This window comes from Streptomyces sp. NPDC001407 (assembly GCF_042895325.1).
Classification (GTDB): Bacteria; Actinomycetota; Actinomycetes; order Streptomycetales; family Streptomycetaceae; genus Streptomyces.
In genome coordinates, this window is the sequence record NZ_JBIAWF010000015.1 from 179,191 (window position 1) to 200,016 (window position 20,826).

Annotated in this window: 30 protein-coding genes; 26 read left to right on the forward strand and 4 right to left on the reverse strand. The window is 69.3% G+C overall.

The features are described 5' to 3' along the window. Positions 1 to 26 precede the first annotated feature (26 nt). The 18 genes from ACFY1P_RS21700 to ACFY1P_RS21785 all read left to right on the forward strand — a co-directional run bounded on the left by ACFY1P_RS21700 (position 27) and on the right by ACFY1P_RS21785 (position 10,658). Positions 27 to 923, forward strand: coding sequence for a hypothetical protein (locus ACFY1P_RS21700; RefSeq protein WP_390751597.1), 897 nt, complete (start codon positions 27 to 29; stop codon positions 921 to 923). Further along, positions 920 to 1,726 carry a hypothetical protein gene (locus ACFY1P_RS21705; protein ID WP_390751598.1) on the forward strand — a complete coding sequence of 269 codons (807 nt, stop codon included), beginning with the start codon at positions 920 to 922 and terminating at the stop codon, positions 1,724 to 1,726. The genes ACFY1P_RS21700 and ACFY1P_RS21705 overlap by 4 nt, the downstream gene beginning before the upstream one ends. A gap of 147 nt (positions 1,727 to 1,873) precedes the next feature. Continuing rightward, positions 1,874 to 2,107, forward strand: coding sequence for a hypothetical protein (locus ACFY1P_RS21710; RefSeq protein WP_390751599.1), 234 nt, complete (start codon positions 1,874 to 1,876; stop codon positions 2,105 to 2,107). Between the two features lie 36 nt (positions 2,108 to 2,143). Beyond that, the gene (locus ACFY1P_RS21715) at positions 2,144 to 2,413 is read left to right on the forward strand and encodes a hypothetical protein (protein WP_390751600.1); all 270 of its coding nucleotides are present in this window, start codon (positions 2,144 to 2,146) and stop codon (positions 2,411 to 2,413) included. Next, positions 2,410 to 2,667, forward strand: coding sequence for a hypothetical protein (locus ACFY1P_RS21720; protein ID WP_390751601.1), 258 nt, complete (start codon positions 2,410 to 2,412; stop codon positions 2,665 to 2,667). Before ACFY1P_RS21715 ends, ACFY1P_RS21720 begins: the two co-directional genes overlap by 4 nt. A gap of 66 nt (positions 2,668 to 2,733) precedes the next feature. Beyond that, the gene (locus ACFY1P_RS21725) at positions 2,734 to 3,621 is read left to right on the forward strand and encodes a DNA-processing protein DprA (protein ID WP_390751602.1); all 888 of its coding nucleotides are present in this window, start codon (positions 2,734 to 2,736) and stop codon (positions 3,619 to 3,621) included. A gap of 25 nt (positions 3,622 to 3,646) precedes the next feature. Further along, a complete protein-coding gene (locus ACFY1P_RS21730) occupies positions 3,647 to 3,961 on the forward strand; it encodes a hypothetical protein (protein WP_390751603.1) in 315 nt (104 codons plus the stop codon). Between the two features lie 108 nt (positions 3,962 to 4,069). Continuing rightward, the gene (locus ACFY1P_RS21735) at positions 4,070 to 4,318 is read left to right on the forward strand and encodes a hypothetical protein (protein ID WP_390751604.1); all 249 of its coding nucleotides are present in this window, start codon (positions 4,070 to 4,072) and stop codon (positions 4,316 to 4,318) included. After that, the gene (locus tag ACFY1P_RS21740) at positions 4,315 to 4,656 is read left to right on the forward strand and encodes a VRR-NUC domain-containing protein (RefSeq protein WP_390751605.1); all 342 of its coding nucleotides are present in this window, start codon (positions 4,315 to 4,317) and stop codon (positions 4,654 to 4,656) included. The genes ACFY1P_RS21735 and ACFY1P_RS21740 overlap by 4 nt, the downstream gene beginning before the upstream one ends. Positions 4,657 to 4,792: 136 nt before the next feature. Then, positions 4,793 to 5,038 (forward strand): hypothetical protein, encoded by a 246-nt coding sequence (locus ACFY1P_RS21745; protein WP_390751606.1) that lies wholly within the window; start codon positions 4,793 to 4,795, stop codon positions 5,036 to 5,038. Continuing rightward, positions 5,038 to 5,319 (forward strand): hypothetical protein, encoded by a 282-nt coding sequence (locus ACFY1P_RS21750; protein WP_390751607.1) that lies wholly within the window; start codon positions 5,038 to 5,040, stop codon positions 5,317 to 5,319. The genes ACFY1P_RS21745 and ACFY1P_RS21750 overlap by 1 nt, the downstream gene beginning before the upstream one ends. Beyond that, positions 5,316 to 5,723 carry a hypothetical protein gene (locus ACFY1P_RS21755; RefSeq protein ID WP_390751608.1) on the forward strand — a complete coding sequence of 136 codons (408 nt, stop codon included), beginning with the start codon at positions 5,316 to 5,318 and terminating at the stop codon, positions 5,721 to 5,723. Before ACFY1P_RS21750 ends, ACFY1P_RS21755 begins: the two co-directional genes overlap by 4 nt. Positions 5,724 to 5,774: 51 nt before the next feature. Next, positions 5,775 to 6,842, forward strand: coding sequence for a hypothetical protein (locus ACFY1P_RS21760; RefSeq protein ID WP_390751609.1), 1,068 nt, complete (start codon positions 5,775 to 5,777; stop codon positions 6,840 to 6,842). A gap of 125 nt (positions 6,843 to 6,967) precedes the next feature. Next, positions 6,968 to 7,447, forward strand: coding sequence for a hypothetical protein (locus ACFY1P_RS21765; protein WP_390751610.1), 480 nt, complete (start codon positions 6,968 to 6,970; stop codon positions 7,445 to 7,447). A 40-nt stretch (positions 7,448 to 7,487) separates the two neighbouring features. After that, positions 7,488 to 8,399, forward strand: coding sequence for a hypothetical protein (locus ACFY1P_RS21770; RefSeq protein ID WP_390751611.1), 912 nt, complete (start codon positions 7,488 to 7,490; stop codon positions 8,397 to 8,399). Positions 8,400 to 8,423: 24 nt separating this feature from the next. Then, complete coding sequence (locus ACFY1P_RS21775; protein ID WP_390751612.1) at positions 8,424 to 8,852, forward strand: hypothetical protein; 429 nt, start codon at positions 8,424 to 8,426, stop codon at positions 8,850 to 8,852. A 142-nt stretch (positions 8,853 to 8,994) separates the two neighbouring features. After that, on the forward strand, positions 8,995 to 9,927 hold the full coding sequence (locus ACFY1P_RS21780) for a DUF7019 family protein (protein ID WP_390751613.1): 933 nt from the start codon (positions 8,995 to 8,997) through the stop codon (positions 9,925 to 9,927). 218 nt (positions 9,928 to 10,145) lie between these two features. After that, complete coding sequence (locus ACFY1P_RS21785; RefSeq protein ID WP_390751614.1) at positions 10,146 to 10,658, forward strand: hypothetical protein; 513 nt, start codon at positions 10,146 to 10,148, stop codon at positions 10,656 to 10,658. A gap of 93 nt (positions 10,659 to 10,751) precedes the next feature. On the opposite strand, the gene ACFY1P_RS21790 is transcribed toward ACFY1P_RS21785, so the two are convergent. Next, positions 10,752 to 10,943 carry a hypothetical protein gene (locus ACFY1P_RS21790; RefSeq protein WP_390751615.1) on the reverse strand — a complete coding sequence of 64 codons (192 nt, stop codon included), beginning with the start codon at positions 10,941 to 10,943 and terminating at the stop codon, positions 10,752 to 10,754. A gap of 55 nt (positions 10,944 to 10,998) precedes the next feature. Further along, positions 10,999 to 11,847: a hypothetical protein gene (locus ACFY1P_RS21795; RefSeq protein WP_390751616.1), complete on the reverse strand. Its 849-nt coding sequence runs from the start codon at positions 11,845 to 11,847 to the stop codon at positions 10,999 to 11,001. Between the two features lie 122 nt (positions 11,848 to 11,969). On the opposite strand from ACFY1P_RS21795, the gene ACFY1P_RS21800 reads away from it, so the two are divergent. From ACFY1P_RS21800 to ACFY1P_RS21825, 6 genes are all read left to right on the forward strand, one after another. Further along, positions 11,970 to 12,632: a ParB/RepB/Spo0J family partition protein gene (locus ACFY1P_RS21800; RefSeq protein WP_390751617.1), complete on the forward strand. Its 663-nt coding sequence runs from the start codon at positions 11,970 to 11,972 to the stop codon at positions 12,630 to 12,632. Continuing rightward, positions 12,625 to 14,028: a ParB N-terminal domain-containing protein gene (locus tag ACFY1P_RS21805; RefSeq protein ID WP_390751618.1), complete on the forward strand. Its 1,404-nt coding sequence runs from the start codon at positions 12,625 to 12,627 to the stop codon at positions 14,026 to 14,028. The genes ACFY1P_RS21800 and ACFY1P_RS21805 overlap by 8 nt, the downstream gene beginning before the upstream one ends. Before the next feature lie 119 nt (positions 14,029 to 14,147). Beyond that, positions 14,148 to 14,597 (forward strand): hypothetical protein, encoded by a 450-nt coding sequence (locus ACFY1P_RS21810; RefSeq protein ID WP_390751619.1) that lies wholly within the window; start codon positions 14,148 to 14,150, stop codon positions 14,595 to 14,597. A 279-nt stretch (positions 14,598 to 14,876) separates the two neighbouring features. Next, entirely contained in the window at positions 14,877 to 15,428 is a 552-nt protein-coding gene (locus tag ACFY1P_RS21815; protein WP_390751620.1) for a hypothetical protein, read from the forward strand. After that, positions 15,415 to 16,953, forward strand: a complete 1,539-nt coding sequence (locus ACFY1P_RS21820; protein WP_390751621.1) for a terminase large subunit domain-containing protein — start codon at positions 15,415 to 15,417, stop codon at positions 16,951 to 16,953. The genes ACFY1P_RS21815 and ACFY1P_RS21820 overlap by 14 nt, the downstream gene beginning before the upstream one ends. 114 nt (positions 16,954 to 17,067) lie before the next feature. Beyond that, the gene (locus ACFY1P_RS21825; RefSeq protein ID WP_390751622.1) at positions 17,068 to 17,331 is read left to right on the forward strand and encodes a hypothetical protein; all 264 of its coding nucleotides are present in this window, start codon (positions 17,068 to 17,070) and stop codon (positions 17,329 to 17,331) included. A gap of 45 nt (positions 17,332 to 17,376) precedes the next feature. On the opposite strand, the gene ACFY1P_RS21830 is transcribed toward ACFY1P_RS21825, so the two are convergent. Further along, the gene (locus ACFY1P_RS21830; protein ID WP_390751623.1) at positions 17,377 to 17,637 is read right to left on the reverse strand and encodes a hypothetical protein; all 261 of its coding nucleotides are present in this window, start codon (positions 17,635 to 17,637) and stop codon (positions 17,377 to 17,379) included. Positions 17,638 to 17,724: 87 nt separating this feature from the next. Beyond that, entirely contained in the window at positions 17,725 to 18,084 is a 360-nt protein-coding gene (locus tag ACFY1P_RS21835; protein ID WP_390751624.1) for a helix-turn-helix domain-containing protein, read from the reverse strand. A 187-nt stretch (positions 18,085 to 18,271) separates the two neighbouring features. Between ACFY1P_RS21835 and ACFY1P_RS21840 the strand changes: the two genes are divergently transcribed. Together ACFY1P_RS21840 and ACFY1P_RS21845 are read left to right on the forward strand one after the other, a co-directional pair. After that, positions 18,272 to 19,519 (forward strand): IS110 family transposase, encoded by a 1,248-nt coding sequence (locus ACFY1P_RS21840; protein WP_390751625.1) that lies wholly within the window; start codon positions 18,272 to 18,274, stop codon positions 19,517 to 19,519. Between the two features lie 147 nt (positions 19,520 to 19,666). Next, positions 19,667 to 20,662 (forward strand): hypothetical protein, encoded by a 996-nt coding sequence (locus tag ACFY1P_RS21845; protein ID WP_390751626.1) that lies wholly within the window; start codon positions 19,667 to 19,669, stop codon positions 20,660 to 20,662. Positions 20,663 to 20,826 lie beyond the last annotated feature (164 nt).

Sequence of the window (20,826 nt, forward strand, 5' to 3'; positions counted from 1 at the left end):
CCAACCCCGAACAGATAGGTCAATTCATGTCAGACAGCCTCAGCGCGCCGTGCGTCGAAGCGCCCTCGGCGCCGGCAGAGCAGACGGAGCCCCTGCGCGGAGAGGTCGTCGAGTTCTTCGGCTTCCAGTACGACGTGTGGGGAACCTCCATCGGCACGCAGTGGGAGAGCTGGAGCGCCAAGCGCCTGCCGAAGCGGCACGACGCGATGACCACCCACACCAACGGCGGGGAGTCCGTGCTGACGCGCGAAGACGCCATCGCCTGGTGCATGAAGGAGGCGTGGCACAGGCACATAGCAGTCACCGTCCACGCCCGCCACCCCGCCCTCTACGGACCGCACCGTTTCTCGACGGAGCCGGTGTTCGAGCTGCTGGAGCCCCAGTACGAGCGCGTCATCTGGATGGGCGAGGAGTGGCGCCTGCACACGCTGAAGCCCGGTGGCAAGAAGTCGTGGCGCAGCGGCCCGCACACCCCGCCCAACGGCATCGCGGACGGTCTCCCCCGGGTCTACAACCTGCACATGATGCGCGGGGGTTCCCTCTCCGGCGCACTGCACCCGCTGACGGTCCGGCTGCTGGGTACCGCGCCGCCGCGAACGCAGTGCGCCATGTGCGAGCCCCGGTACAACAACGACCAACGGCGGGTCCGTGTCGGCCTGGCGGACCGGCCGGAGGTCGACGAACCGCTGTGCCTGCACCACGTGCTCGGCTACTTCGTCTCCTTCGACGAACAGCGCCGGATGCACGAGCTCGAAGGGCCGTGGATGCAGTGGAGGGACCGGCTGTACGACCTGATGTACGAGGACGCCCAGGCCGCAGAAGAGGGCCGTGCGATGCCCGGCGTCCGACGGCGGTGGCTGGCCCTCCTGGACCGGTCCGCCCCGAAGCCCCAGTCCGGCGACGTCCCGGCGCTGGCCGCGTGAGCGAGGTGGGCGCCGTGACGTCACCGGCGAACGAAGATCGCGCCCCCGCCGCCGAGCCCCCTTCGCCTTCGGCCGGTCAAGCGGGCGCCGCCCTGGTTGACCTGCGCCGGGAGCTGGCCACCGGGGCGCGCGGCGAGCGGAGGATCGGCCCGTGGGTGCTGCGGGCCAGACGCGGAAGGTCGGCGTTGCGCTGCGCGGTCGGCCTGGAAGGCCAGGAGCCGAGGGCCCTGTTCACCCTGGTCGGCCAGGACCTGCTGCGCGCCGGGCCCATCGTTGCCGAACTCCTCCGGCACGCCTCCACGGCGCGCGGGGACGGGCATGCCCGGTACGCGGTGCGCGACGTGATGGTCGCGATGCGGATGCGGGCCTGGAGGTGGCCGGAGCCGGATCGGCACGGCATGGTGACGGTTCGCGTGCCCGGGGCCACGGTGGAGGTCCACGGACATCACCTGACGGCCTGGGGTGAGCACGGGGCGGTGGAGGTCGCGTTCGAGAGCGGGACCTGGGCGGCGCAGGGTGTTGCTGCGGTTGCCGATGCGGCCCTGCGTGCCTTCGGCCGACCGGAGGCCCGGCATCTCACGTGGACGACGGAGCCGCGCGGCTGGTACTTCCCGAGCGACCATCCTCATCCTGCGCTTCGCGGTAGTGCCGGGCTGAACAAGCCGGGCGGCCGGGCAGGCAAGCTCTATGACGGCTCGTCGCTGGCCTTGTGTACGTGCGGCTGGCGCGATTTCGCCGACGACCGGGTCGGTGCCCGCTGGGCGGCGCGGCGGCACCGGGAGCGGGCCGGCGGGGCCGACTGACGGGGCCTCCGGGTGGCGACCACCGGGCCATCTCCTGTGTGATCAAGGCCACTTGCCCGGAGTGGACACCCCCCAGAAAGGTACTAGAATATTGGTATACGGAAAAAGGGGGGAACGCCCCCGCCGGGAACCGAAGGGGCTCCGAAGATGATCACCACCCTGGCCCTCAATGAGGCGCTGGCGGCGCTCGGAGTTCAGGCTCCGCCCTGCGGGGAGTGCGAGGACGGTGTCCTCCACTACTGCGACGGCCCGTACGCGATGGTCCGCGAGTGCGAGACCTGCCAGGGGTACGGCACCCACCTGGAGTGCCCCCGCTGTCGCGGCGGGGCCATCGGCGACGGCGACTGCCTGACCTGCGACGGCGCTGGGTTCCTCTACTGACCTCAAATATGTAACTGTCTATCGACTGGAGTTGTTATGCCTCTCGGTGACGAGCTCACCCAGAGCGCCCTGGAGACCGGCACCCGCACCGGGTGCCGGATCACCGGCGGCGACCGGCTACAGCTGGCCATCCACCTGCCGGACGACGGCGTGCTGCACTTCGAGCGCCCCCGGACCGGCGGCCCCTCCGACTGGCGGGTCGCGGAATTTCTCAGCCCCGGCGGCGGGTGCCTCTTCGACGAGCCGATCAGCTACGACCACGGGCAGGCCCTCGACCTGCTCGCCGCGAAACGGGCCGCCGGATGACGCCTCCCGCGCCCCCTCGGCAACGCCACCGGGCGGGCGGCGCGCCCCGCCGGCACCGTCCGCCGGTCGCGCTCACCGCCCTTGCCGTCCTCGCGCTGGCGGCCCTGGTCGCGCCGTTCACCACCGTCTACCGGGGCGTCAACGAAGGCATCGCCGTCGGCCGCCCGGGCTACCGGATCGGCTTCGAGTGGCGCGGCGACGTCGGGTTCTTCGTCGACCTCGGCGGCGCCGACCGCGACCAGCCCCACCCCTAACTCCCCTCTCCGGCCCCGCGCAACCAGGGGCCGGTCCCTGATCCACTACGCACCACGGAGCACACGATGGACCTTTCCCACGACCGCGACGAGCGGGCTGCCCGCATCGCCCTGACCGAGGCGGCGGCGCCCCAGAGCCTGCAATTCCCCCCGGGGACGTCCGCGGCCGAGCTGGTCGCCGTCATGGCCGACCTCGCCGGCTCCGGTACCCAGCGGTCCAAGCTGTTCACGCGCGTCCTCGGCTACGACGGGTACCGCGCCCTGGACGAAGGCTGGAAGGCCGGGGCCCGCTACGTCATCCCCACGGACGCCGAGTGGCCGCAGGCCCTCGCCGGACTCGGCGGCCAGGCTCCTCTGGGGCTGTGGGTCCGCGGCGACGCCCGGCTCTCCGACGCCACGAAGAAGGCCGTCGCCATGGCCGGAAGCATGGCGGCCAGCGACTACGGCAGGTACGCGGCCACGCGCCTGTCCGAAGAGCTCGCGCACCTTGGCTACAGCGTCATCGCGGCAGCCGCAGCACCCGGCGGCGGCATCGGCGCGGCCGCCCTGCGGGGCTGCGCGGCGGGCGGCGGCACGCCGGTCGGCATCCTGTCTGGCGGCATCACTGGCCGCGCCACCCCGCCGGTGCAGCGCATGCTGGACAGCATCCTCGGCAACGGCGGACTCCTGGTGAGCGGCTACGGGCCCGGCACACCCGCCAGCCTCTCGAAGGACGTTCAGCGCACGACCCTCATGGCCGCCCTCTCGCAGGCCGTGACCATCGTGGAAGGGGACTCCCTGAAATGGGAAGTCGCCGCCCGTGCCGCGGAACGGTTCGATCGCGCGCTGCTCGCCGTCCCGGGTCCGATCACCTCCTGCCTGTCCGACCTGCCGAACGAGCTGATCCGGCAGGGCAGGGCCAGGGCCGTGACCAGCGCGACGAACATCGCGGCCCGCGCCGCGACCCGCCCCTGACCACCCCGTTCGAAAGGAGACTCCGATGCCCAGCACAGTCAGCCGGTACGGCTTCACGGTCAACGACGTCGTACGCCTTGCTTCGCCCGGCTCGAAGGCCAAGGAACGTCTGGTGGGTCGCGTCACCGGTTTCGCCACGGCGGCCTTCGAAGGCGAGCCGCTGGTGATGGTGAGCTGGCTCGCGATGACCAAGCCGATCGGCTACCGACCTGGTGAACTGGCTCACTCTCAGGCACTCTGCCCGGAGTTTAAATATGTACCTGTCTATGCCCGTGCTAAGTTTGGCGACGTCAACGGCACTGGCACGGCCCTGACACCCAACAGACCTCCGGCGAGCTAAGCGAACCCCCCGCGCCCAGCCCGCCGGACCGGCCCGTCCGATACGGGCCACCCCTCCGGCCGGGACCCGCACCCCCACGCGGGTCCCGGCCCACCCATGGAGCACCACATGCCGACCACCACCCAGCAGGCCGAGTACGAGGCCCTGATCGCCGAGCGATACGGGCGCCCCCTGGCGGCCATCCTCGAAGAGCAGTACCCGCCGGTCGCTGACCTCCTCAAGGAACGCCGCCGCCGACTCGCCCTGCCATCCGCAGTCTGGCGACCGTCCGTGCCACCGGAACCGGACCCGCGCTGGGCCGAGCACCGCGCCGTCCTCGAAGCCGCCATCCAGCCCCGCCGAAGGCTGTCGTCGTGACCGAGGAGCAGTTCCGCCGGCAGGTCCGCCAGATCGCGGCGATGCGCGGCTGGACCCTCGCCTACCACACCCATAACTCGCAACGCTCCGACGCGGGTTGGCCGGACGAGGTGTTCGGTCACCCGCACGCGGGCCGCGTCCTGTTCGTGGAACTCAAGACGGACAAGGGCCGCATACGCCCCGCGCAGCGCGAATGGCTCCAGCACCTGGCCGCCTGCGGCCTCGAAGCGGCCCTGTGGCGGCCCCGCGACATGCGGCTCATCGTCGACACGCTCGCCCCCAACGGGCCGCGCGCCGAACTCCCCGAAGATCTCCGACCGAAGAGGACCCTGCCGTGACCCACACCGACGACACCCCCGCCCGCGGCCTCAAGCCCAGCCCCGAGCAGTGGTGCAAGGCGTGCGACAGCTACGTCAACCCCATCACCTACACCTGCCGCTGCAACAACTCCTGACCGCACACCCGGAGATCACCGTGAACGGCACTGCCCTCGACACCACCTCCGTCCTCGCCACGGCGCGCCCGCCGGTGCGCGGGCAGTGCCCCACCTGCCTCCACCGCGCTCCGGCCGGCCAGCCGACCGCCGAGGACCTCGCCGTGATCGCCCGCCTGGCGAACGTCCTGTGCGAAGACCTCGCCGACGGCCCCTGGCGCATCGCAGCCGCCATCCGCGGCATCGCCGAAACCTCGCTCCAGCACATGAAGAGGAACACCACCTGATGTACGTCCGGTTCGAGCCCCTGCCCGCTGCACGCCGTAGTCAGTGGGCCTACGACGTAGCAGACGAGCTCCGGCGGCGCACGGGCGAATGGGCGTGCATCGCCGACAACGAGGACGCCAACCGCGCCTCCAACCTCGCGCACCGCATCCGCAACGGCCAGCTCGTCGCCTTTCGCCCCGCCGGAACCTTCGAGGCCACGTCCCGCACCGTCGGAGACGGCAGCACCTGCGTGTACGCCCGCCACATCGGCTCCCAGCCCCCTGGGGAGTCCTCTTCGTGATCAACGCCCCGCTGGAGGCTGCACAGATCCCCGACGGCACCGCGCTCCTCGCCTTCAACAACGCCTACCGGCTGGCCAAGAACGCTGGCGTGCCCTTCGTCGCAGTCGAGTACCAGCGCCGGAAGGAATTCGGCATCCGGAAGGGCTGGACGGCCAAGACCGACTTGCTCACCGCCGCCTTGGATTGGCCCTCGCCGTCGTGCGAACCACTGTGGCGGGCCGCACTGTGCCGCCTTGTCCTGGACGACACCATCGCTGAGGGGTCCGGCGGCACTACGGGATACACCGTGCTCTGGGGCATAGGCGACGAAGCCACTGCCCGCGCCATCGCTGCCGCGTTTCACGCCGCCCTGTACGGCCAGACGCAGGCGCTCAGCAACATCGCGTCTACCGGCGCACCCTGACCAACCCACACACCCGGCCGACTCCGGCGCTCCCCCGCCCGCCGGTCACCCGTGCCACTCACTTCGGAGTCCATCATCAACAGCAAGCAGAAGAAGACCCTGGCCGCCGTCGGCTGCGCGACCCTCATAGCCGCCGCCTCCACCGCCTGCGGTATCACCGGCAGCACGACCACCGCCGAGGCCAAGGTCAAGAAGGCGTTCTACGCACTCGGGCAGCAGAAGGCCCTGTCCGCGGACGTCCACTTCGATGCGGACGCCGACACGATCTACAAGGCCCTGCGCGACGAAGAGGACTTCGAGCGCCGCGACGCCGACATGCTCGCCGAGCTGAAGCTGTCCTACCAGGTGTCCTACGACAAGCCGCTGGTGGACATCGGCCCCGACGACGAGGACGGTGCGCGCGCCGCGTTCGCGATCAGCCGCAACGGCGGCAAGCCCATGGTCGAAGTCCGTGCTGTCGGCGGCAAGAAGCTCTACGCCCGAGCCGACCTGAAGACGCTGGCCGCCATGTCCCACGACCCCGACAAGCCGGACTTCGACGCGCTGGCCCGCAAGGCCGAGCAGCTGCCGCCGTCCATGGACGGCCTCAAGAACGCCCTGCGCGGCGAGTGGGTCGTCCTCGACACTGACGCCTTCCAGGACAACCCCTCGGCGAGCGACCGCCTGGACGCGAAGACCCAGCAGCAGGTCCTGCGCGCCGTCGGCAAGGCCCTCGGCAACAACGCGAAGTACAAGGGCGCGCCCGCCCGCGACGGCGCCGACCACGTGAAGGTCACCGTGCCGGCGAAGAAGGCGGCGAAGGAACTCGCCGACGGCCTCAAGCCGCTGGCCGACAAGCTCGGCACGAAGGGCGACAAGCTGGTCCGCGACCTGGACGACGTCCCCGACCAGGACGTCACCGTGGACGTCGCCATCAAGAACGGCACGGTCTCCGGCCTGACCGTCGACCTCGCCCAGTTCGACAAGAAGATCAAGGGCGAACTGCCGCTCGTCCTCGGCATCCACGCTGACGCGCCCACCGTCGAAGCGCCCTCCGGTGCCAAGGAGTTCAACCCCAGGGACATCTTCGGCGCCTACATGCTCGCCGACCGCAAGGGCGGCACGACCATGCCCGTCTGACACCGGCCCGGCAGCCAGGAGCCGCCGGCCGCCGGGACCGCCCTGTTCACGCACGTGAGGCCAGGGGCAGCGCACACCGCGCCGCCCCTGGCCTCACCCCGTATCCACGCCCAAGGAGCAGCCGCATGATCGTCCGCCTCGACACCCGGTGGGAGGCCGACCCCGACACCTGGGCCGACGCCGCAGGCAGCGACCCCAGCCGGTGCTTGCCCGAACTCCCCTGGTACATCTCCGACGCCCTCTGCTACACCCCGATGCTGGACGCCACCGACGCCCGCCTCCACCATCTCGGCATCCACTACCTGCCTGCCCAGCTCGACGGACAGGTGCGCTTCACCATGAACTGGTCGATCCACGTTCCAGCCGACATATGGATACGCACCCGGGCCGAAGGGTCCGGGGACCGGCCCAACGCCGAGGACAGCGGTTACACCCCGCCCGTCGCGGCCCCGCACGGCCGGGCCCACGAGGACTGTGCCGAGCACATCGCCGAGCAGCTGTACAGCCTGCCAATGGTCATCGAGTCCGAGGCGACCATGACCGTGGCCAACCCGTTCCAGCGCACCTACACGGCCGAGCAGCGGCGCGCTGCTCTTATACGGTGACCGTGAGCGTAGGGCTCGTCAGTCCGGAGGGGGACGCAGCGTGTCAGAGAACAAGCCGGTGACGATGCCGGAGCTGGTCGCCGTGAGCGACGTAATCCGTGCTGCCGTGCCATCGCGGATCTTGGCGAAGGCGGCGGCAGCGTACGGGTTCACGCCCATTCACCGGTGTGTGGAGTGCGGCAAGACCATCGACCTGCGGATCGACGCCACCTCCCTCCAGGCCGCCGTCATGGTCGACGCGGCAGGCGACCCGGACAGGCCGTCGCACATCACCATGTTGTGCCACGAGCTGTGCGCACCGCCGCAGCTGATCAGCCTCACGGACAAGGGCCTGGACGAACTGAACGAACGCTGGTGGGGGACCAAGGTCGGCAGGGCCTTCGCCATGACGGAGGTCGTCTCCTCCGGGGGTCGCACCTGGCCGCTGATGGTCATCGAAATGGCCAACACGGACGTGGTCGTCGACGAGGCGAACGACGGGACCAGGACGGCGCGCAGCGGCGTCTTCGGCGCGATGGCCAACGAGGGCTTCGCCGTCCTGGGCGCACACACCGAACTGGCCGCCCTGCCCGTCGTCCCGGGCTGGGAGATGCTGCTGGGGAAGGACGGCTACTTCTCCGCGATCGTGTGCCCGGAGGACAGCGAGGCCGGCGGGTCCGGGGTCTTCATGAGCGCCGGTGATCCGGGGTGGGCGGTCGCACCGGAGTGGGTGCAGGCCGCCAACGACGTAGGCCAGGCCATCCTCGTGACGACGCTTCCCGGCACCTTCGGCCTGCCACGACAGGTCGACTGGGACGAGGACATGAGGGCGGCAATCACCAGCACCCTCCTCTCCGTCGCGCGCCAGGTCTCCTCGAAGCCGGAAGACGGGCCGACCGGGCAACCGGTCTTCCTCCGGGCCGTCGCCGACGGCCTGGTCGTCGGGGCCCGCATCCCGGTTCGGCTGACCTGAGCTGCCCCCGCTACGGTGTCGGCCATGGCGAACGAAGAACTGAAGACGATCGAGCACGCGCTCACCCAGGGCATGTGGGCGCCGAGCGAGGAAGAGATCCGGCTCGCCAGCGCGCTCTTCGTCCGCCGGAAGCGGCTGGAGGGCGAGCTCCGAGAGCAGCCCTCCGCCGCGCAGAGCGCGCGGGAACGGCTGCTCGCGCAGACCATCGCGGAGTGTGCCGGGATGGCGCGGGAGCTGACGGGCGAGGTTCTGCCGCTGTGGCGCGACCGCTTGAGCGGCAGCCCCATGCTGCGCCTCGTGGAGATGTACGCCGACGTCTGCGAAGAGACGTGGCGCTGGGAGAACTCGCCGGTCCCTGAGGATGAGGCCAAGGCCGCGGAGGCGATCCTTCACCGCGTCGGAACGATCGGCACGGTGATCTGGGCGGCGGGCAGCGGGGACATCTCCTACTGACAGCCACGCGCCTGCACACGACTCCGACAGCCCGAGGGCCGAGGAGGAGCAGGCGGTGCCCTTGGGCCCAGTTCGGTGATTCCGGACATCCTGCTTGTCGCCCGGTGGCAGGATGCCAACCTCACATGGGGAAGGGCGAGGCGTGATCGGCAGGTACCTGTACTGGTCGGACCGGGCAGTCCGGCGCATCGCGGAGGACAACGGCATCGACTTGGCGAGGCGCGGGCGATGGACGGTGGGCCTGAACTGGCACGTGTTCCAGGCCAGCCGCGCCGGAGGCGAGCGCCTGACACGCAATCGGCTCGGTGAGGCGCAGCAGGTGGAGAAGGCGCTGCACGCGGCCGTGGTCGAGGACTTCGTCGCCCCGCCGCCGGCCGCGTTCGTCAAGGGCACAGGAAAGGTCTCGTTTTCCCGGTTCATTCACCGGTACGCCAAAGGTCCTGCCGCGCTGCTGCACATCCGGACCCACAGTGCCACCGGCCAGCGCGTGGACATCTGTCTGTTCGGCGGCATGGACAACGTGGCTGGCTTTGGCCCGTGGGACGACTTCGAAGACGGCTGGACGCCGTCATCGGCACCAGCGATCGAGGAGCTGCTGCGCACCCGCGGCAGGGAGAACACCTACCTGCAGGACGACGAGCAGTACCGGTCTTCCGAGGCGCTGAAGATTGCCCTTCAGCAAGGGCACACGGGCCCCGACACCGACTACGAGCGGCCTGAGACCCGCGGCTTCACCATGGGGCACAACGGCGACTGCACCTTCTTCGCCGAGGTCTACACCGATGTCGCCCTCGACCCGAACCGGTGGCGTTTCCAGGATGACGACCCGCTGACCGGCGCCGACCGGATCATCGTGGGCCGCCCGCTGTGGGTGCGCACCGTGTACCCGGAGGCGACCGTCAGGTATCCCGATCTGCGGAACGGGCCAGGCTGGACGCGCTGGTGGCGGCTGCGACGCTGGATGCCGCGCCGCAGCCCTCGTCCGCGTGTGCCCCTCCCGTCCCCGGGCAGGAGCTCCGAGGACATCCCCCCGACGCGGTCAAGGGCACAGGGGCGCCACGCCCACGACCGATAGAAGTTGATATCTAAACTCTTCAAAACCTTTAGACCGGTGCGGTGGCCCCCGCCATGCTGCCCCGCGACACGCCACGACTCAAGGCGGACAATGAAGCCGGAGCCGAGCAAACCAGCCATGCGCTGCCTTCGCGGTGCTCTCAGGTGGCCTCTCTAAGGGCTCTGCTCCAACCATCCGACTCTCCCTATAGCACCCTTCAGAGGAGAGGAAAACCAGCAATGCCTAGAAGCGAATCCAGCAAAGCGAACAAGAGCGGCGACGCAGCGCAGATCGGCATGGTGGAGATGGACCTCCACGAAATTTCCGAAGCTCTAAAGCCGTGGATAGACACTACCGACGAGGAGGAGAGAGCCTTGCGAGAGCGAGCGAAGTACGTTTACGACCGCGTACTGACCTCGCACGCTTACATCATCAACGCCATGAATAGGATCCCCGACGACGATGCAGCATCCCTCCAACAAGACGCAGTCGAGGCGCTCTCGGCGCTGAGCATGATCGAAGCCGACATTGCCAGCCTCACCATCCACGACCCACACCCAAATCCCGGGAAAATCTCCAACTTTTTCATTCAGCGCATCAAGCCGCTGATCGCTTCCATCTCTAAGAGGCTCTGGCGCTTTATTAGCAAGTATCTGACCCTAAAAGACTGGAAAGTCGCCGGTGAAGTAAGCGGAGGCGTTCCCGCCCTCGCACTGGGCAAGGTCTCGCTGGAGCTGCGATTTGGCCCATGACTGGCCTGCCAGCGTCGTAGCAGCCACAGCTTGCCCTCGACCCTGCTGGACTCGCCCCCAGGGTCGACCCACACCACCGTGCGTCCCGGGCGTTCACCGACGACGCCGAGGCCCACGGTTCCAGGGGAACCAGCCACCCAGGGCGCGCAGCACTTCGGGGAGACCGGCCGGGTCCACCCGGCGCAGGGCCAAGACCCCGATGACCAGCACGACGAGGAAGAAGAGACACACACCGATCAGCAGGACGATCAGCGATCCGCTGGCCGCACCCGGCAAAACGCCCAAGAACCCAAACATCGTCGACTCCACCGCGGGCCGGGCGCGGTCCGAGAGAGCGGGCCTACGCAGCGAGGAGCATGGGCGGGCTCACTAGGTCACCGGCCTTCACCTGGAGCAACCGCACGGGCAGCTCCGTCGGTGGTGCCTTTCGGGTCAAGGCTCCCTGGAGAGGCGTACGGAGATGAACACGGCCTCGGCACTCCTGAGCATTCAACCGGTCCCGGTGTTCGCGTAGGGCTTGCCCCATACGCTCCACGAGGGCGCGCAGATGCCGGCGCACGAAACGGGAGCCGTCGAAGGCGGAGGCAATGAACTGGTCTTCCCAGCCCCGGCGGTGCCGCTGTCCTGCCACCGAGATCAGCAGCAGGGCCAGGTGGCTGTTCGTCTTGCCGGAACCCAGGTGCTGGAGTCGCGTGACCAGTTCCTGGAACGCCTCTGACGACGCGCCCAGATGATGGGCCTCGTCCTCTACAACCAGTCCGGGCATGTCCTGGAACGGCGAGTGCTGCTTGGCCGCATCGTGGACAAACTGCGGGGTGAGGAACCGGAGGATTGACCCTCCGGCTATCTGCTTGGCTGCGCGCCGGGCTAGGTCTCCAAGTGCGTCGAGTTCTTCGACGTCCAGCAACGCCGGTATGCCCGGATGCGGCAAGCTCGCCATGTCCACGGCCTTGGTCTCGTGGCGGAAGCGGCCGTGCGACTCGAAGTGCAGCACCCCGCGAGGCGCCGTGCTGGCCAGGTCCTGCACCATGGACAGGGCGCGCAGAACGTTCGATACGCCGCCTTCCGCGCAGGTGGACGAGGGCGGCTCGAAGTCCGTTCGCGACGCTACGTCGATCAGCCCGTCAAACGCCTTCCACTGGGAGAGCAGCCGCACGGTGTGCGCTGCTGCCACATCCCTCTCTCCCATGCCTCGGGAGCGTAGCCGAGGCGTCCTGCCCGAGGGCCCGGTTCGTGGAATCCGGGGCGGTTCGGGTGCCCTGTTCGTGTACCTAGGCTCGTGTGCGGGCGCGGGGGCTGCTGGAGCCCTTCGTGTCGTCTTCTGCTGCCCGTATCCCGGCCTCGTTGGCGGATCTCGCCGTCCCGATCGCGGACCTGGCCCCGTATCACCGGAATCCGCGCACCGGTGACGTCGCGGCGATCTCCGAGTCTCTGGCGACGAACGGCCAGTACCGCCCGGTCGTCGTCAACAAGGGCAGCCTGACCGGCCGGCCGAACGAGATCCTCGCGGGCAACCACACGTTCAAGGCCGCGAAGGAGCTCGGGTGGGAGGAGATCGCGGTCACGTGGCTGGACGTCGATGACGAGGCGGCGGCGAAGATCGTCATCGTCGACAACCGGTCCTCCGACCTCGCGGGGTACGACAGCGTGCTGCTGGCGGACATCCTTAGCGAGCTGCCCGACCTGGACGGCACCGGCTACGACCAGGACGCGCTCGACGAGTTGCTGGACAAGGTCGAGCTGCCGTCGGCCCTGCCGACGGAGACCCAGGACTCCGAGGGGGCCGCGCCCGCCAACGACTACCTCCAGTGGGGGTACATGCAGTGGGGTACCACACGTGTGCAGGTCACGAGCGACGAGATCGACCGACTGACGGCGGCGCACACGGCGTATGTCGAGGCGCACGGCACCGACGGCGGGTTCGGGCACCACGTCATGGACGGCAGCGCGCGAACGGTGGCCGCTGGTGCCTGAGTTCATCGAGTCGATGCCGCTGTCCGAGCTGCGGCCGGCAGACTACAACCCGCGTCGGCTGAGCGAGGAGGCGTTTGGCCGCCTCAAGCAGTCGCTGGACTTGTTCGGTTGTGTCAAGCCCGTGATTGTCAACCGGGGCGGCACTCTGGTGGCGGGCCACCAGCGGACGAAGAGCTTGAAGGCGATCGGCGTGGACCGGGTGCCTGCGATTGTGCTCGACGATCAGGTTTCGCTGCACGATGAGATCCGGTTCAACTTGCTGCACAACTCGGTGGAGACGGACGGGTCGACGGTGCGGGTGCCGGCCTGTGCGGAGCACGAGCACGGGTGGTCGTGGCTGGAGCCGGATCAGATCAGTGTGCGGTCGCGGGCGAACGCGGTGGTGCACTCTGAGATCCGCAGGTTGATCTCGGGCTACGGGACGTGGGGGTCCATCGTCGCCGATCACCGGGGCCGGGTGATCCTCAACCAGGACTACGCGGTGGTGTGCAAGGACCTTCGGGTTCCGCTGCTGGTGTACCGGGTGTCGGTGCAGGAGGCCGACGAGCTGGCGCAGTGGCTGGATGGCGAGTACGGCGTGTACGACTACAGCGGCGTGCAGATCAAGGCGTACAACCAGCACAAGTGCCAGATGCACAGGTTGAGCGGTGAGGACGGGACGTCGAACCGCAGCACGACGTACGAGAAGTTCGTGCTGCCGATGGTTCAACGCGGGCAGCGCATCGTGGACTTCGGGGCCGGGGAGGCCGCGTACATCCGCCGGCTGCGGGCGCAGGGCTTCGACGCGCACTGGTACGAGCCGCACGTACGGACCGAGGGAACGGCGGGCAGCCTCGACGTGGCCGCGAGCGTCGCGCAGATCCGTGATCTCCAGCGGGATGTCGGTCAGCGCGGGCTGTACGACATGGTGGTGCTGGACTCGGTGCTGAACTCGGTGACGTCGCCCTCGTTCGAGGAGCATGTGCTGATCGCCTGCAATTCGCTCCTGGCGGCGGATGGGACGTTCATTACGGGGACGCGGAGCCTAGGCAGTATCGAGAAGAAGCGGACGGCCAAGAAGCTGGCGTCGAACAAGTACAGGTGCGGGCTGGACTTCCTGGACGAGAATAATTTTTCGGCGACGTTCCGGGCCGGGGTGTGGACGATGCAGAAGTTCCACAGCCCGGAGACGCTGCATGCGTCGCTGTCTCGTTTCTTCGGGGAGGTGGAGGTCAAGGGCTCGGCGAAGGGCAGCAACATCTACGGGGTGTGCCGGAAGCCCTTGCCGGTGGCCCCTGAGCGGCGACGCCTGGCACTGGAGACGGAATTCAATATGGAATACCCCGGGAATTATCGCCACAATCGCCATAAGCCGCTAACGAAGGCCCTTATGGACGCATGCGAATCCCGGGGTTGAGAAATTGCCCGCCATCGGCAATTCCTATAAAATAGAGGCGGTTATATTGAATTCTCTTTCGTGGGGGCGTAGTGGTTGTTCCAGAGATACGCATCAAGCGTGAGGCATTCCATCAATTCGTGTGGCTGAAGTATGTGACGGGGGTGGATCTCGGGCGGCACTGCGCGCGGTCCCTGCACGGCCGCTACAGCAAGTTCGTGAGCCCCAACGAGGAGGTGATGCAGGGGCCGCTGGACGAGTTCGAACCTCCGATCGTCTGGTACCTGTGCGGCGTCACCCGAAGGTGGGCGACCAACGCCCACCTCGCCTTCGAGGCGGCACCGGGCGACCGGCACGAACTCCAGGTCGAGGGCCTGCACATCACCCTCACCGACGCCCGCCCGATCCCGTTCGGCTCCGAGGCCGTCCCCGCCGACGACCCGCATGCCGGCGACCGGGCGTTCTCGACGTGCCGGAACTGGCAGTTCGCTCACCATCTAGCGAAGGAGCGGGGCCTGCAGAGCATCGACAACCCGCCGTCCCGGGGGCGGCGCTCCAGTTGGGTCCGCGGACAGATGCCGCTGATGTAGACCCGCGCCGTCGAACAGCGTCGAGGGAACCGGTCCCGCCCACTGGGCCCGGTCCCCTCGGGACGCTCTGCCTCACGTCGGTCCGACGATCCCCTGGGGGCGTGGGCAGGAGCACGGCAGCACGGGCAAAGCGGGAGACCTGCCATCAAACTGGCATGTTGTTCTCCGAAGTTCACCGTACGGCAACCAGCGGCAAGCAACGGCAAGCTCTGCCACTGACGGGATCGGCCCGCGTTACGAGATCATGGGTGTAGGGCGCGGGGCCCAGGGAGTCAGTTCATGGGCCGCCCCAGCCGCGCCGTCCGGGCCGCCATCACGCAGCGCCGTACCGACGCCATCGATCTGAAGATCGCGGGCGTCGACTGGCTGACGATCGGCCGGAAGCTCGCCGCCGACCCCGCCGTCAACAGTGATGGTGTCGCCTACCCGCAGGGGTACGGGGCCGAGAAGTATCAGCAGGGGCTGGAGCCGCCCACCGACAAGCAGCTGATCGACATGGCCAGCCGCGACCTCCGCGAGGCCCTGGACGAGCGGGCTGCCGCGCTCGGCGACAGCACCGATCAGCTCCGTCAGCTGATGATGGAGCGCCTGGAGAAGCTGTTCTTCCCCATGTACCGGCAGGCCATCCGGAACGGGGACTACCAGGCCGTGGACCGGGCGGTGCGCATCATCGAGCGCGAGTGCCGCCTGCTGGGCCTGGACCAGCCGACGCGCACGGAGCTGTCGGGCCCGGACGGCGCCCCGGTTCAGGTGGAGGCCGGGACCCTGGAGGAGCTGGAGCGCCTGATCGGCCTGGCCGGTGGCCAGCCGGCCGAGCGTGCGGAGGGCTGACGAGGCGGCGGTCCTCCAGACCTATCGGACGCTCTCCGCCGAGCGTCGCCGTGAGATCGCCGCCGTCTCGTCCCCGCAGTTGCGTACCCGTCTCGTCGCCATCGAGCGCGAGATGGCGCTGGACCGTTCCCCGGGGTCGATGGCGGCGGTCCTCACGGAGGGGCGCGAGATGCAGGCCTCGCATCTCGCGCAGATCGACGCCGCGTTCGAGGCGGTGGCGGCGGGGCGGCCGACGCGGTTGCTGCTGACGATGCCGCCCCGGCACGGCAAGTCGCGGCGGGCCGCCCGGTGGGCGCCGCTGTGGTACCTGCGCCGCCGCCCGGACCACCGGGTGATGATCGCCAGCTATTCGTCGGACTTGGCCGACGACCATGGTCGGTGGATCAGGGACGCGATCCTCGCGTACGGGCCGCAGATCGGCGTCGCCCTGCGGCCCGGCTCGTCCGCGGCGAACCGGTTCGACCTCGACGGCTCCGAGGGCGGCTTCGTCGCGGCCGGTGTTGGCGGCGGCCTGACGGGCAAGGGCGCCCACCTGGCGGTGGTAGACGACCCGATCAAGGACGCCGCAGAGGCCGCGTCGCCCACGATGCGCCGCCGCCTGTGGGAATGGTGGCAGGCGGTCCTGCTGACCCGTATCGAACCGGGCGGGTCGGTGATCGTCATCCAGACCCGGTGGGACGAGGACGACCTCGCCGGGCGCATCCTCGCGGAGGAGGCCGAGCGGTGGACGCACATCGACCTGCCCGCCCTCGCCCTCAGCGAGAACGACGCCCTCGGCCGGCCGGTCGGGACGGCGCTGTGGCCGGAGCGGTACGACGAACCGGCGCTGGAGGAGATCCGGCGCAGCGTCGGCGAACGGGTGTGGTGGTCGCTGTACATGCAGCAGCCGCGCCCGATGGAAGGCGGTGTGTGGCAGTGGGACTGGATCACCGACCATCGCATCAGCGCAGCCCAGCTGCGCGGCATCGACCTCGCGCGGATCGTCGTCGCGGTCGACCCGGCCGGCGGGGAGTCCGCGGTCGGGGACGAGTGCGGCATCGTCGCGGCGGCCCGCGACCGCGACGGTCACCTGTACGTCCTGGACGACCGCTCGGGAAACCTCGGCGCCGAGACGTGGGGTGCAGAAACGTGCCTGTTGGCGATCGAGCTGCGCGCGGACGCCATCATCATTGAGTCGAACTTCGGGGGAGACATGAGCCGACAGATCGTTCAGCAGGCGTGGCAGGAGCTCCAGCGGGAGGGCCGCACGGAGGGCATGCTGATGCCCGCGATCCTGTCGGTCACCGCGAAGCAGGGCAAACGCTTGCGCGCGGAGCCGATTGCTCAGCTGTACGAGCAGGGGCGTGTGCACCACGTCGGGCAGTGGCCGACCCTCGAACAGCAGATGGTCCGATGGGTCGCTGGCATGGACTCCCCGGACCGCATGGATGCCGCCGTGCACGCACTGACCCAGCTCGCGGACCCGATGCACAGCGCGGTCGGGACCACGTCGTACCGCGATGGCAGGTTGTCCGGGCGGCGGTGAGCGATCCCAACAGGCGGTCGCCCTCCCCTGGGCTGGAGTTGCGCCCCAGGGGGCTGTCGCCCGTCTGGCCCTTGCCGGTGGCTGCCCCACACGCGCATCGGTACAGAGGTAGTCATGACCGACCTTCCACCGGTTTTGACCGTGACCGCTGTGAGCACCATCGAGGTGACCAATGTTGAGGACGAGGACCACCCGGACAACTGGATGGCCGTCGAGACGACCGAGCAGGGGCGGCTGCTGCTGAACTTGCCGGGGCCGATCTATCTGGCGCTTCGCCACGCAATGGCCCACCCCATGAACGCGTCCGAGCCGGGCCACCTGGCCCTGGCCGAGGATGAGATCGAGCGATACCGACAGCACATTGCAGGGCTCTCCTAGACTCAGAGGTTGCCGCGTGAGCGGTGAGAGGTGCGGGGGGTTCTTCTACTCGGACTCGCGGGCCCGGACCTTGGCCGCGTCCTCGTCGGCCTTGCGCATCAGGGCTGCAACGTCCGGGTCGGCGTACACCGCTTTGCGGAGGCAGTGGGCGCTGACCCCGGCCCGGCGGGCCATCGGGCCGAGCAGCTGCTGGTGGCGGACCACCAGGTCGACGGCGGCCTCGATCGCGGCCGTCTCCTGACCGCGGGCGTGCAACGAGTCCAGGCGGCGCAGCGCCTTCTCCAGGGGGCTCCAGTAGGTGGGCATGCCCCCAGGGAAGTGCACGAGCGGGGCGCGCGGCAGAGGCTGGAGAAAGTTTCCTGTTGCCACTTCACCGACGCCATCAGGCCAAGGTCACGGCCGGGGATGGTCGGGTGTCGTGGGGCTGGGGGTGTTGCGGAACAGGCCAGTGGGGTAGATGTCGACGCCGAGGGCGGCTTCGAGCTTGGCGAGCGTGCCGAGGTCGGGGAGCACTTCCCCGCGGAGGGTGCGGCTGATGGTGGCTTGGGCGACGGCGCACAGCCGGGCCAGAGTGCGCTGGGAGATCCGTTGCTGGTCCATGGCGGCCTTGAGGCGCCGCGCGACTTCCTGGCCGTAGTGGGCGCTGAGCGGTGCGTCGACCTGGAGGCGGGCGTTCGGCCACTCCCCTGCGGCGACATAGCGACAGGGGACCTGGTCGTCGCGCAATTCCGGCCCTTCCCACCACTCCTGCATTCCTTGTCCCCTTAATCATCCCGTCCCCGCATCACCCGGTACGCACCACCCCGGAGTGATCCATATATGGTTCACCCTACGGGCTGATGATCACCGCGTCGCTGCCGGTTTCGGACGGCTGCTGCTGGTGCTGGCCTCGGGGGTGGCCGCCTTCTGGGCGGCACGTCGACCACACTGGAGGGGCGGGGTGGCCAAGTACTTCTGCGGCATCGACTGGTCGGAAGGTCTCAACGACGTCGCCGTCGTGGACCGCGCGGGCGAGGTCGTCGCCGCCGCCCGGGTCGAGGAGAGCCCGGAGGGGATCAAGGAGCTGCTTCAGCTCCTGCGCGGTCTCAGCCGGAGCCACCGGCACAGCCGCAAGCAGGTCCCGATAGCGATCGAGACGAGCCGCGGGCTCCTCGTGGGCGCGCTGCGCGCGTCCGGCCAGCAGGTTGTGGCCCTCAACCCGTCGGTCGTCGCCCGCTACCGGGGCCGCCTGAACCCGACGAAGAAGAAGTCCGACCGGACGGACGCCGCGCTACTCGCGAACATCCTGCGGACGGACGGCGCACTGCACAGGGCCCTGTTCACGAACTCCGACGAGGCGGCGGCGATCACGGTCCTCGCGCGGGCGCAGCTGCGGGCCGTGCGCACCCGGGACTACCACCGCGCCCAGCTGCGCAGCCACCTGCGCGACTACTTCCCCGCCGCGCTGGAGGCGTGGTCAGGGCTGCCTCACGGGCTGGTGCGTGCCGAGGCACGGGCGGTTCTCGCGCTCGCACCCACGCCCGAGCAGGCGGCGGCGCTGAGTAAACGGAAGATCGCCGACACTCTCGAAGCAGCGGGCCGATTCCGGCTGGTCGACGACCACGCCGAGCGGCTACGCGCCGTCTTCCGGGAGAACCGGCTCCGCCAGCCGGCCCGGATCGAGGAGGCCATGGGGCGACAGACGCTGGCGGCGCTCGCTCTCCTCGATCAAGCATGCCGGTCCGCCGATGCCCTCACCGAACAGACCACGACCGCGTTCCTCGCCCACCCCCATGCCGAGATCTACCGGAGCTTCCCCGGCTGCGGGCCGGTGATCGGCGCGCGGCTCCTGGGCGAAATCGGCGACGACCCGGACCGCTTCGCCACCGCCAGGGGACTCCGGGCGTACGCGGGGGCCGCCCCGCTGACGTGGGCCAGCGGCTCCAGCAGCTCCGTAACCTTCCGGCGGGTCGCCAACCAGAACCTCAAGGCCGTCGGCTACGTCTGGGCGTTCACCACGCTGACTCGCTCCCCCGGCTGCCGGGCCCACTACGACCGGCGTCGGGAAGTCGGTGACCCGTACCGTTCCGCGCTGCGGAACCTCTACGGCCGACTGCTGTCCTCCCTGCACTACTGCCTGCGGACGGGCGAGCCCTACCGGGAGCGCAAGGCGTTCCCCAAGGCACTCCAGGAAGGAGCGGACGGGTAGATGGACGGCCGGGAACACACCTAGGGATTTGTCCCGGGCCAGCAAGAGCCCTTTCGCGGGAACGGTGCCCGGCCGTCCTTCTACCTGCCCGCCGCTGCCAGCGGAGCGCCGGACGCTTCGCCCCGTCTGGAAAGGAACGAAAGCTCGGTGCATGGCATACGCGCTCGCGATCTCCCTTTGGTCCGCGCCGAGATGGCTGCCTGGCTGGCCGACCCTGGCCCGCTCGGCGGCCCGGCGACGTGGGCGTTCGGCCACGAGCCGCGTATCGCGGCCGACGAGCGGCGGGCCGCCGGCACGTGGGCCACGACGTTGCGGACGGCGGACCTGTTCTACGTGTCCGCGGGCATGTCCCGGACCGCCGTGTCCGCGGGCGTCGCCCTGCCGTCCTACCGGCTCCACGAGGAGGACGTGCCGTCCCCGCGCGGGCTGCTGATGTGGGAGGAGCCAGTCACCCCGGTTCACCACGGCGGTGAACTGACCGGTGCGCCGCTGATCGCCGCCTCGTGGGCGACCTTGCAGAACCGCGTCTACCTTCGGCTGTGGACCTCGCGCGAGCACTGGATCACGTCCATGGCGGAGGGCGATCCCAAGCTCGGCCTGCGGAGCCTGTCCGTCGCCGAGACACGGGCGTTGCGGCTTCGGCATCCGCAGCCGATCGTCTGCATGTTCGCCGGGTTCCTGCCTTTCCGGAAGACGCCCGGCTGGCTGGCCGCCACGCCGTCGGATACCTCGTCCATGTCCTGGGCCGAACTCGAAGACCGCTGCCTTGCCGCGTCCCGCCAGGAGCTGGCCGAGCGGGCGCTGATCGCGTCGTGGCTGCTGATCGGTCAGACCATCGTCCGCGAGGAAGAGGTCCGGGCGCCCAAGGCGGCGACGAAGCATCTGGCTCGGCTCGACCCGAACCTCCTCGCCTCCGTCCGGTACGTGTACCTCCGGCACCGGCGGCGTGCCCCCGCACGGCCTGCTGCTGGCGATCAGCGCCGCTACGACCGGTACCAGTGGGTTGTGGGCGGGCACTGGCGCGACCACTGGTTCCCGTCCCGCCAGGCCACCCGGCCGTTGTGGATCGACGATCACCTCAAGGGCCCGGAGGGGGCTCCCCTCCTCGACCCGGCCAAGCTCGTGCGAGTTCTCCGACACTGAAGTGGGGTTGCGCCGCAGTGATCGAGAACCGGTTCGCACCCGTCGTGTCGATGCCGTACTGTTCCACGTACCGACGCGGGGTGGAGCAGCTCGGTAGCTCGCTGGGCTCATAACCCAGAGGTCTTCTCCGAACTAAGCAGCAGTGCAACGGAATCGGCGGTCCC

Coding starts and splice junctions, on each gene's coding strand:
- ACFY1P_RS21795 (WP_390751616.1), bottom strand. CDS start 11,847: ATGGGAGAGAGGGATGTGGCAGCAGCGCACACCGTGCGGCTGCTCTCC.
- ACFY1P_RS21720 (WP_390751601.1), top strand. CDS start 2,410: ATGACGCCTCCCGCGCCCCCTCGGCAACGCCACCGGGCGGGCGGCGCG.
- ACFY1P_RS21765 (WP_390751610.1), top strand. CDS start 6,968: ATGATCGTCCGCCTCGACACCCGGTGGGAGGCCGACCCCGACACCTGG.
- ACFY1P_RS21730 (WP_390751603.1), top strand. CDS start 3,647: ATGCCCAGCACAGTCAGCCGGTACGGCTTCACGGTCAACGACGTCGTA.
- ACFY1P_RS21835 (WP_390751624.1), bottom strand. CDS start 18,084: ATGCAGGAGTGGTGGGAAGGGCCGGAATTGCGCGACGACCAGGTCCCC.
- ACFY1P_RS21750 (WP_390751607.1), top strand. CDS start 5,038: ATGTACGTCCGGTTCGAGCCCCTGCCCGCTGCACGCCGTAGTCAGTGG.
- ACFY1P_RS21815 (WP_390751620.1), top strand. CDS start 14,877: ATGGGCCGCCCCAGCCGCGCCGTCCGGGCCGCCATCACGCAGCGCCGT.
- ACFY1P_RS21710 (WP_390751599.1), top strand. CDS start 1,874: ATGATCACCACCCTGGCCCTCAATGAGGCGCTGGCGGCGCTCGGAGTT.
- ACFY1P_RS21825 (WP_390751622.1), top strand. CDS start 17,068: ATGACCGACCTTCCACCGGTTTTGACCGTGACCGCTGTGAGCACCATC.
- ACFY1P_RS21700 (WP_390751597.1), top strand. CDS start 27: ATGTCAGACAGCCTCAGCGCGCCGTGCGTCGAAGCGCCCTCGGCGCCG.
- ACFY1P_RS21715 (WP_390751600.1), top strand. CDS start 2,144: ATGCCTCTCGGTGACGAGCTCACCCAGAGCGCCCTGGAGACCGGCACC.
- ACFY1P_RS21785 (WP_390751614.1), top strand. CDS start 10,146: ATGCCTAGAAGCGAATCCAGCAAAGCGAACAAGAGCGGCGACGCAGCG.
- ACFY1P_RS21775 (WP_390751612.1), top strand. CDS start 8,424: ATGGCGAACGAAGAACTGAAGACGATCGAGCACGCGCTCACCCAGGGC.
- ACFY1P_RS21735 (WP_390751604.1), top strand. CDS start 4,070: ATGCCGACCACCACCCAGCAGGCCGAGTACGAGGCCCTGATCGCCGAG.
- ACFY1P_RS21725 (WP_390751602.1), top strand. CDS start 2,734: ATGGACCTTTCCCACGACCGCGACGAGCGGGCTGCCCGCATCGCCCTG.
- ACFY1P_RS21830 (WP_390751623.1), bottom strand. CDS start 17,637: ATGCCCACCTACTGGAGCCCCCTGGAGAAGGCGCTGCGCCGCCTGGAC.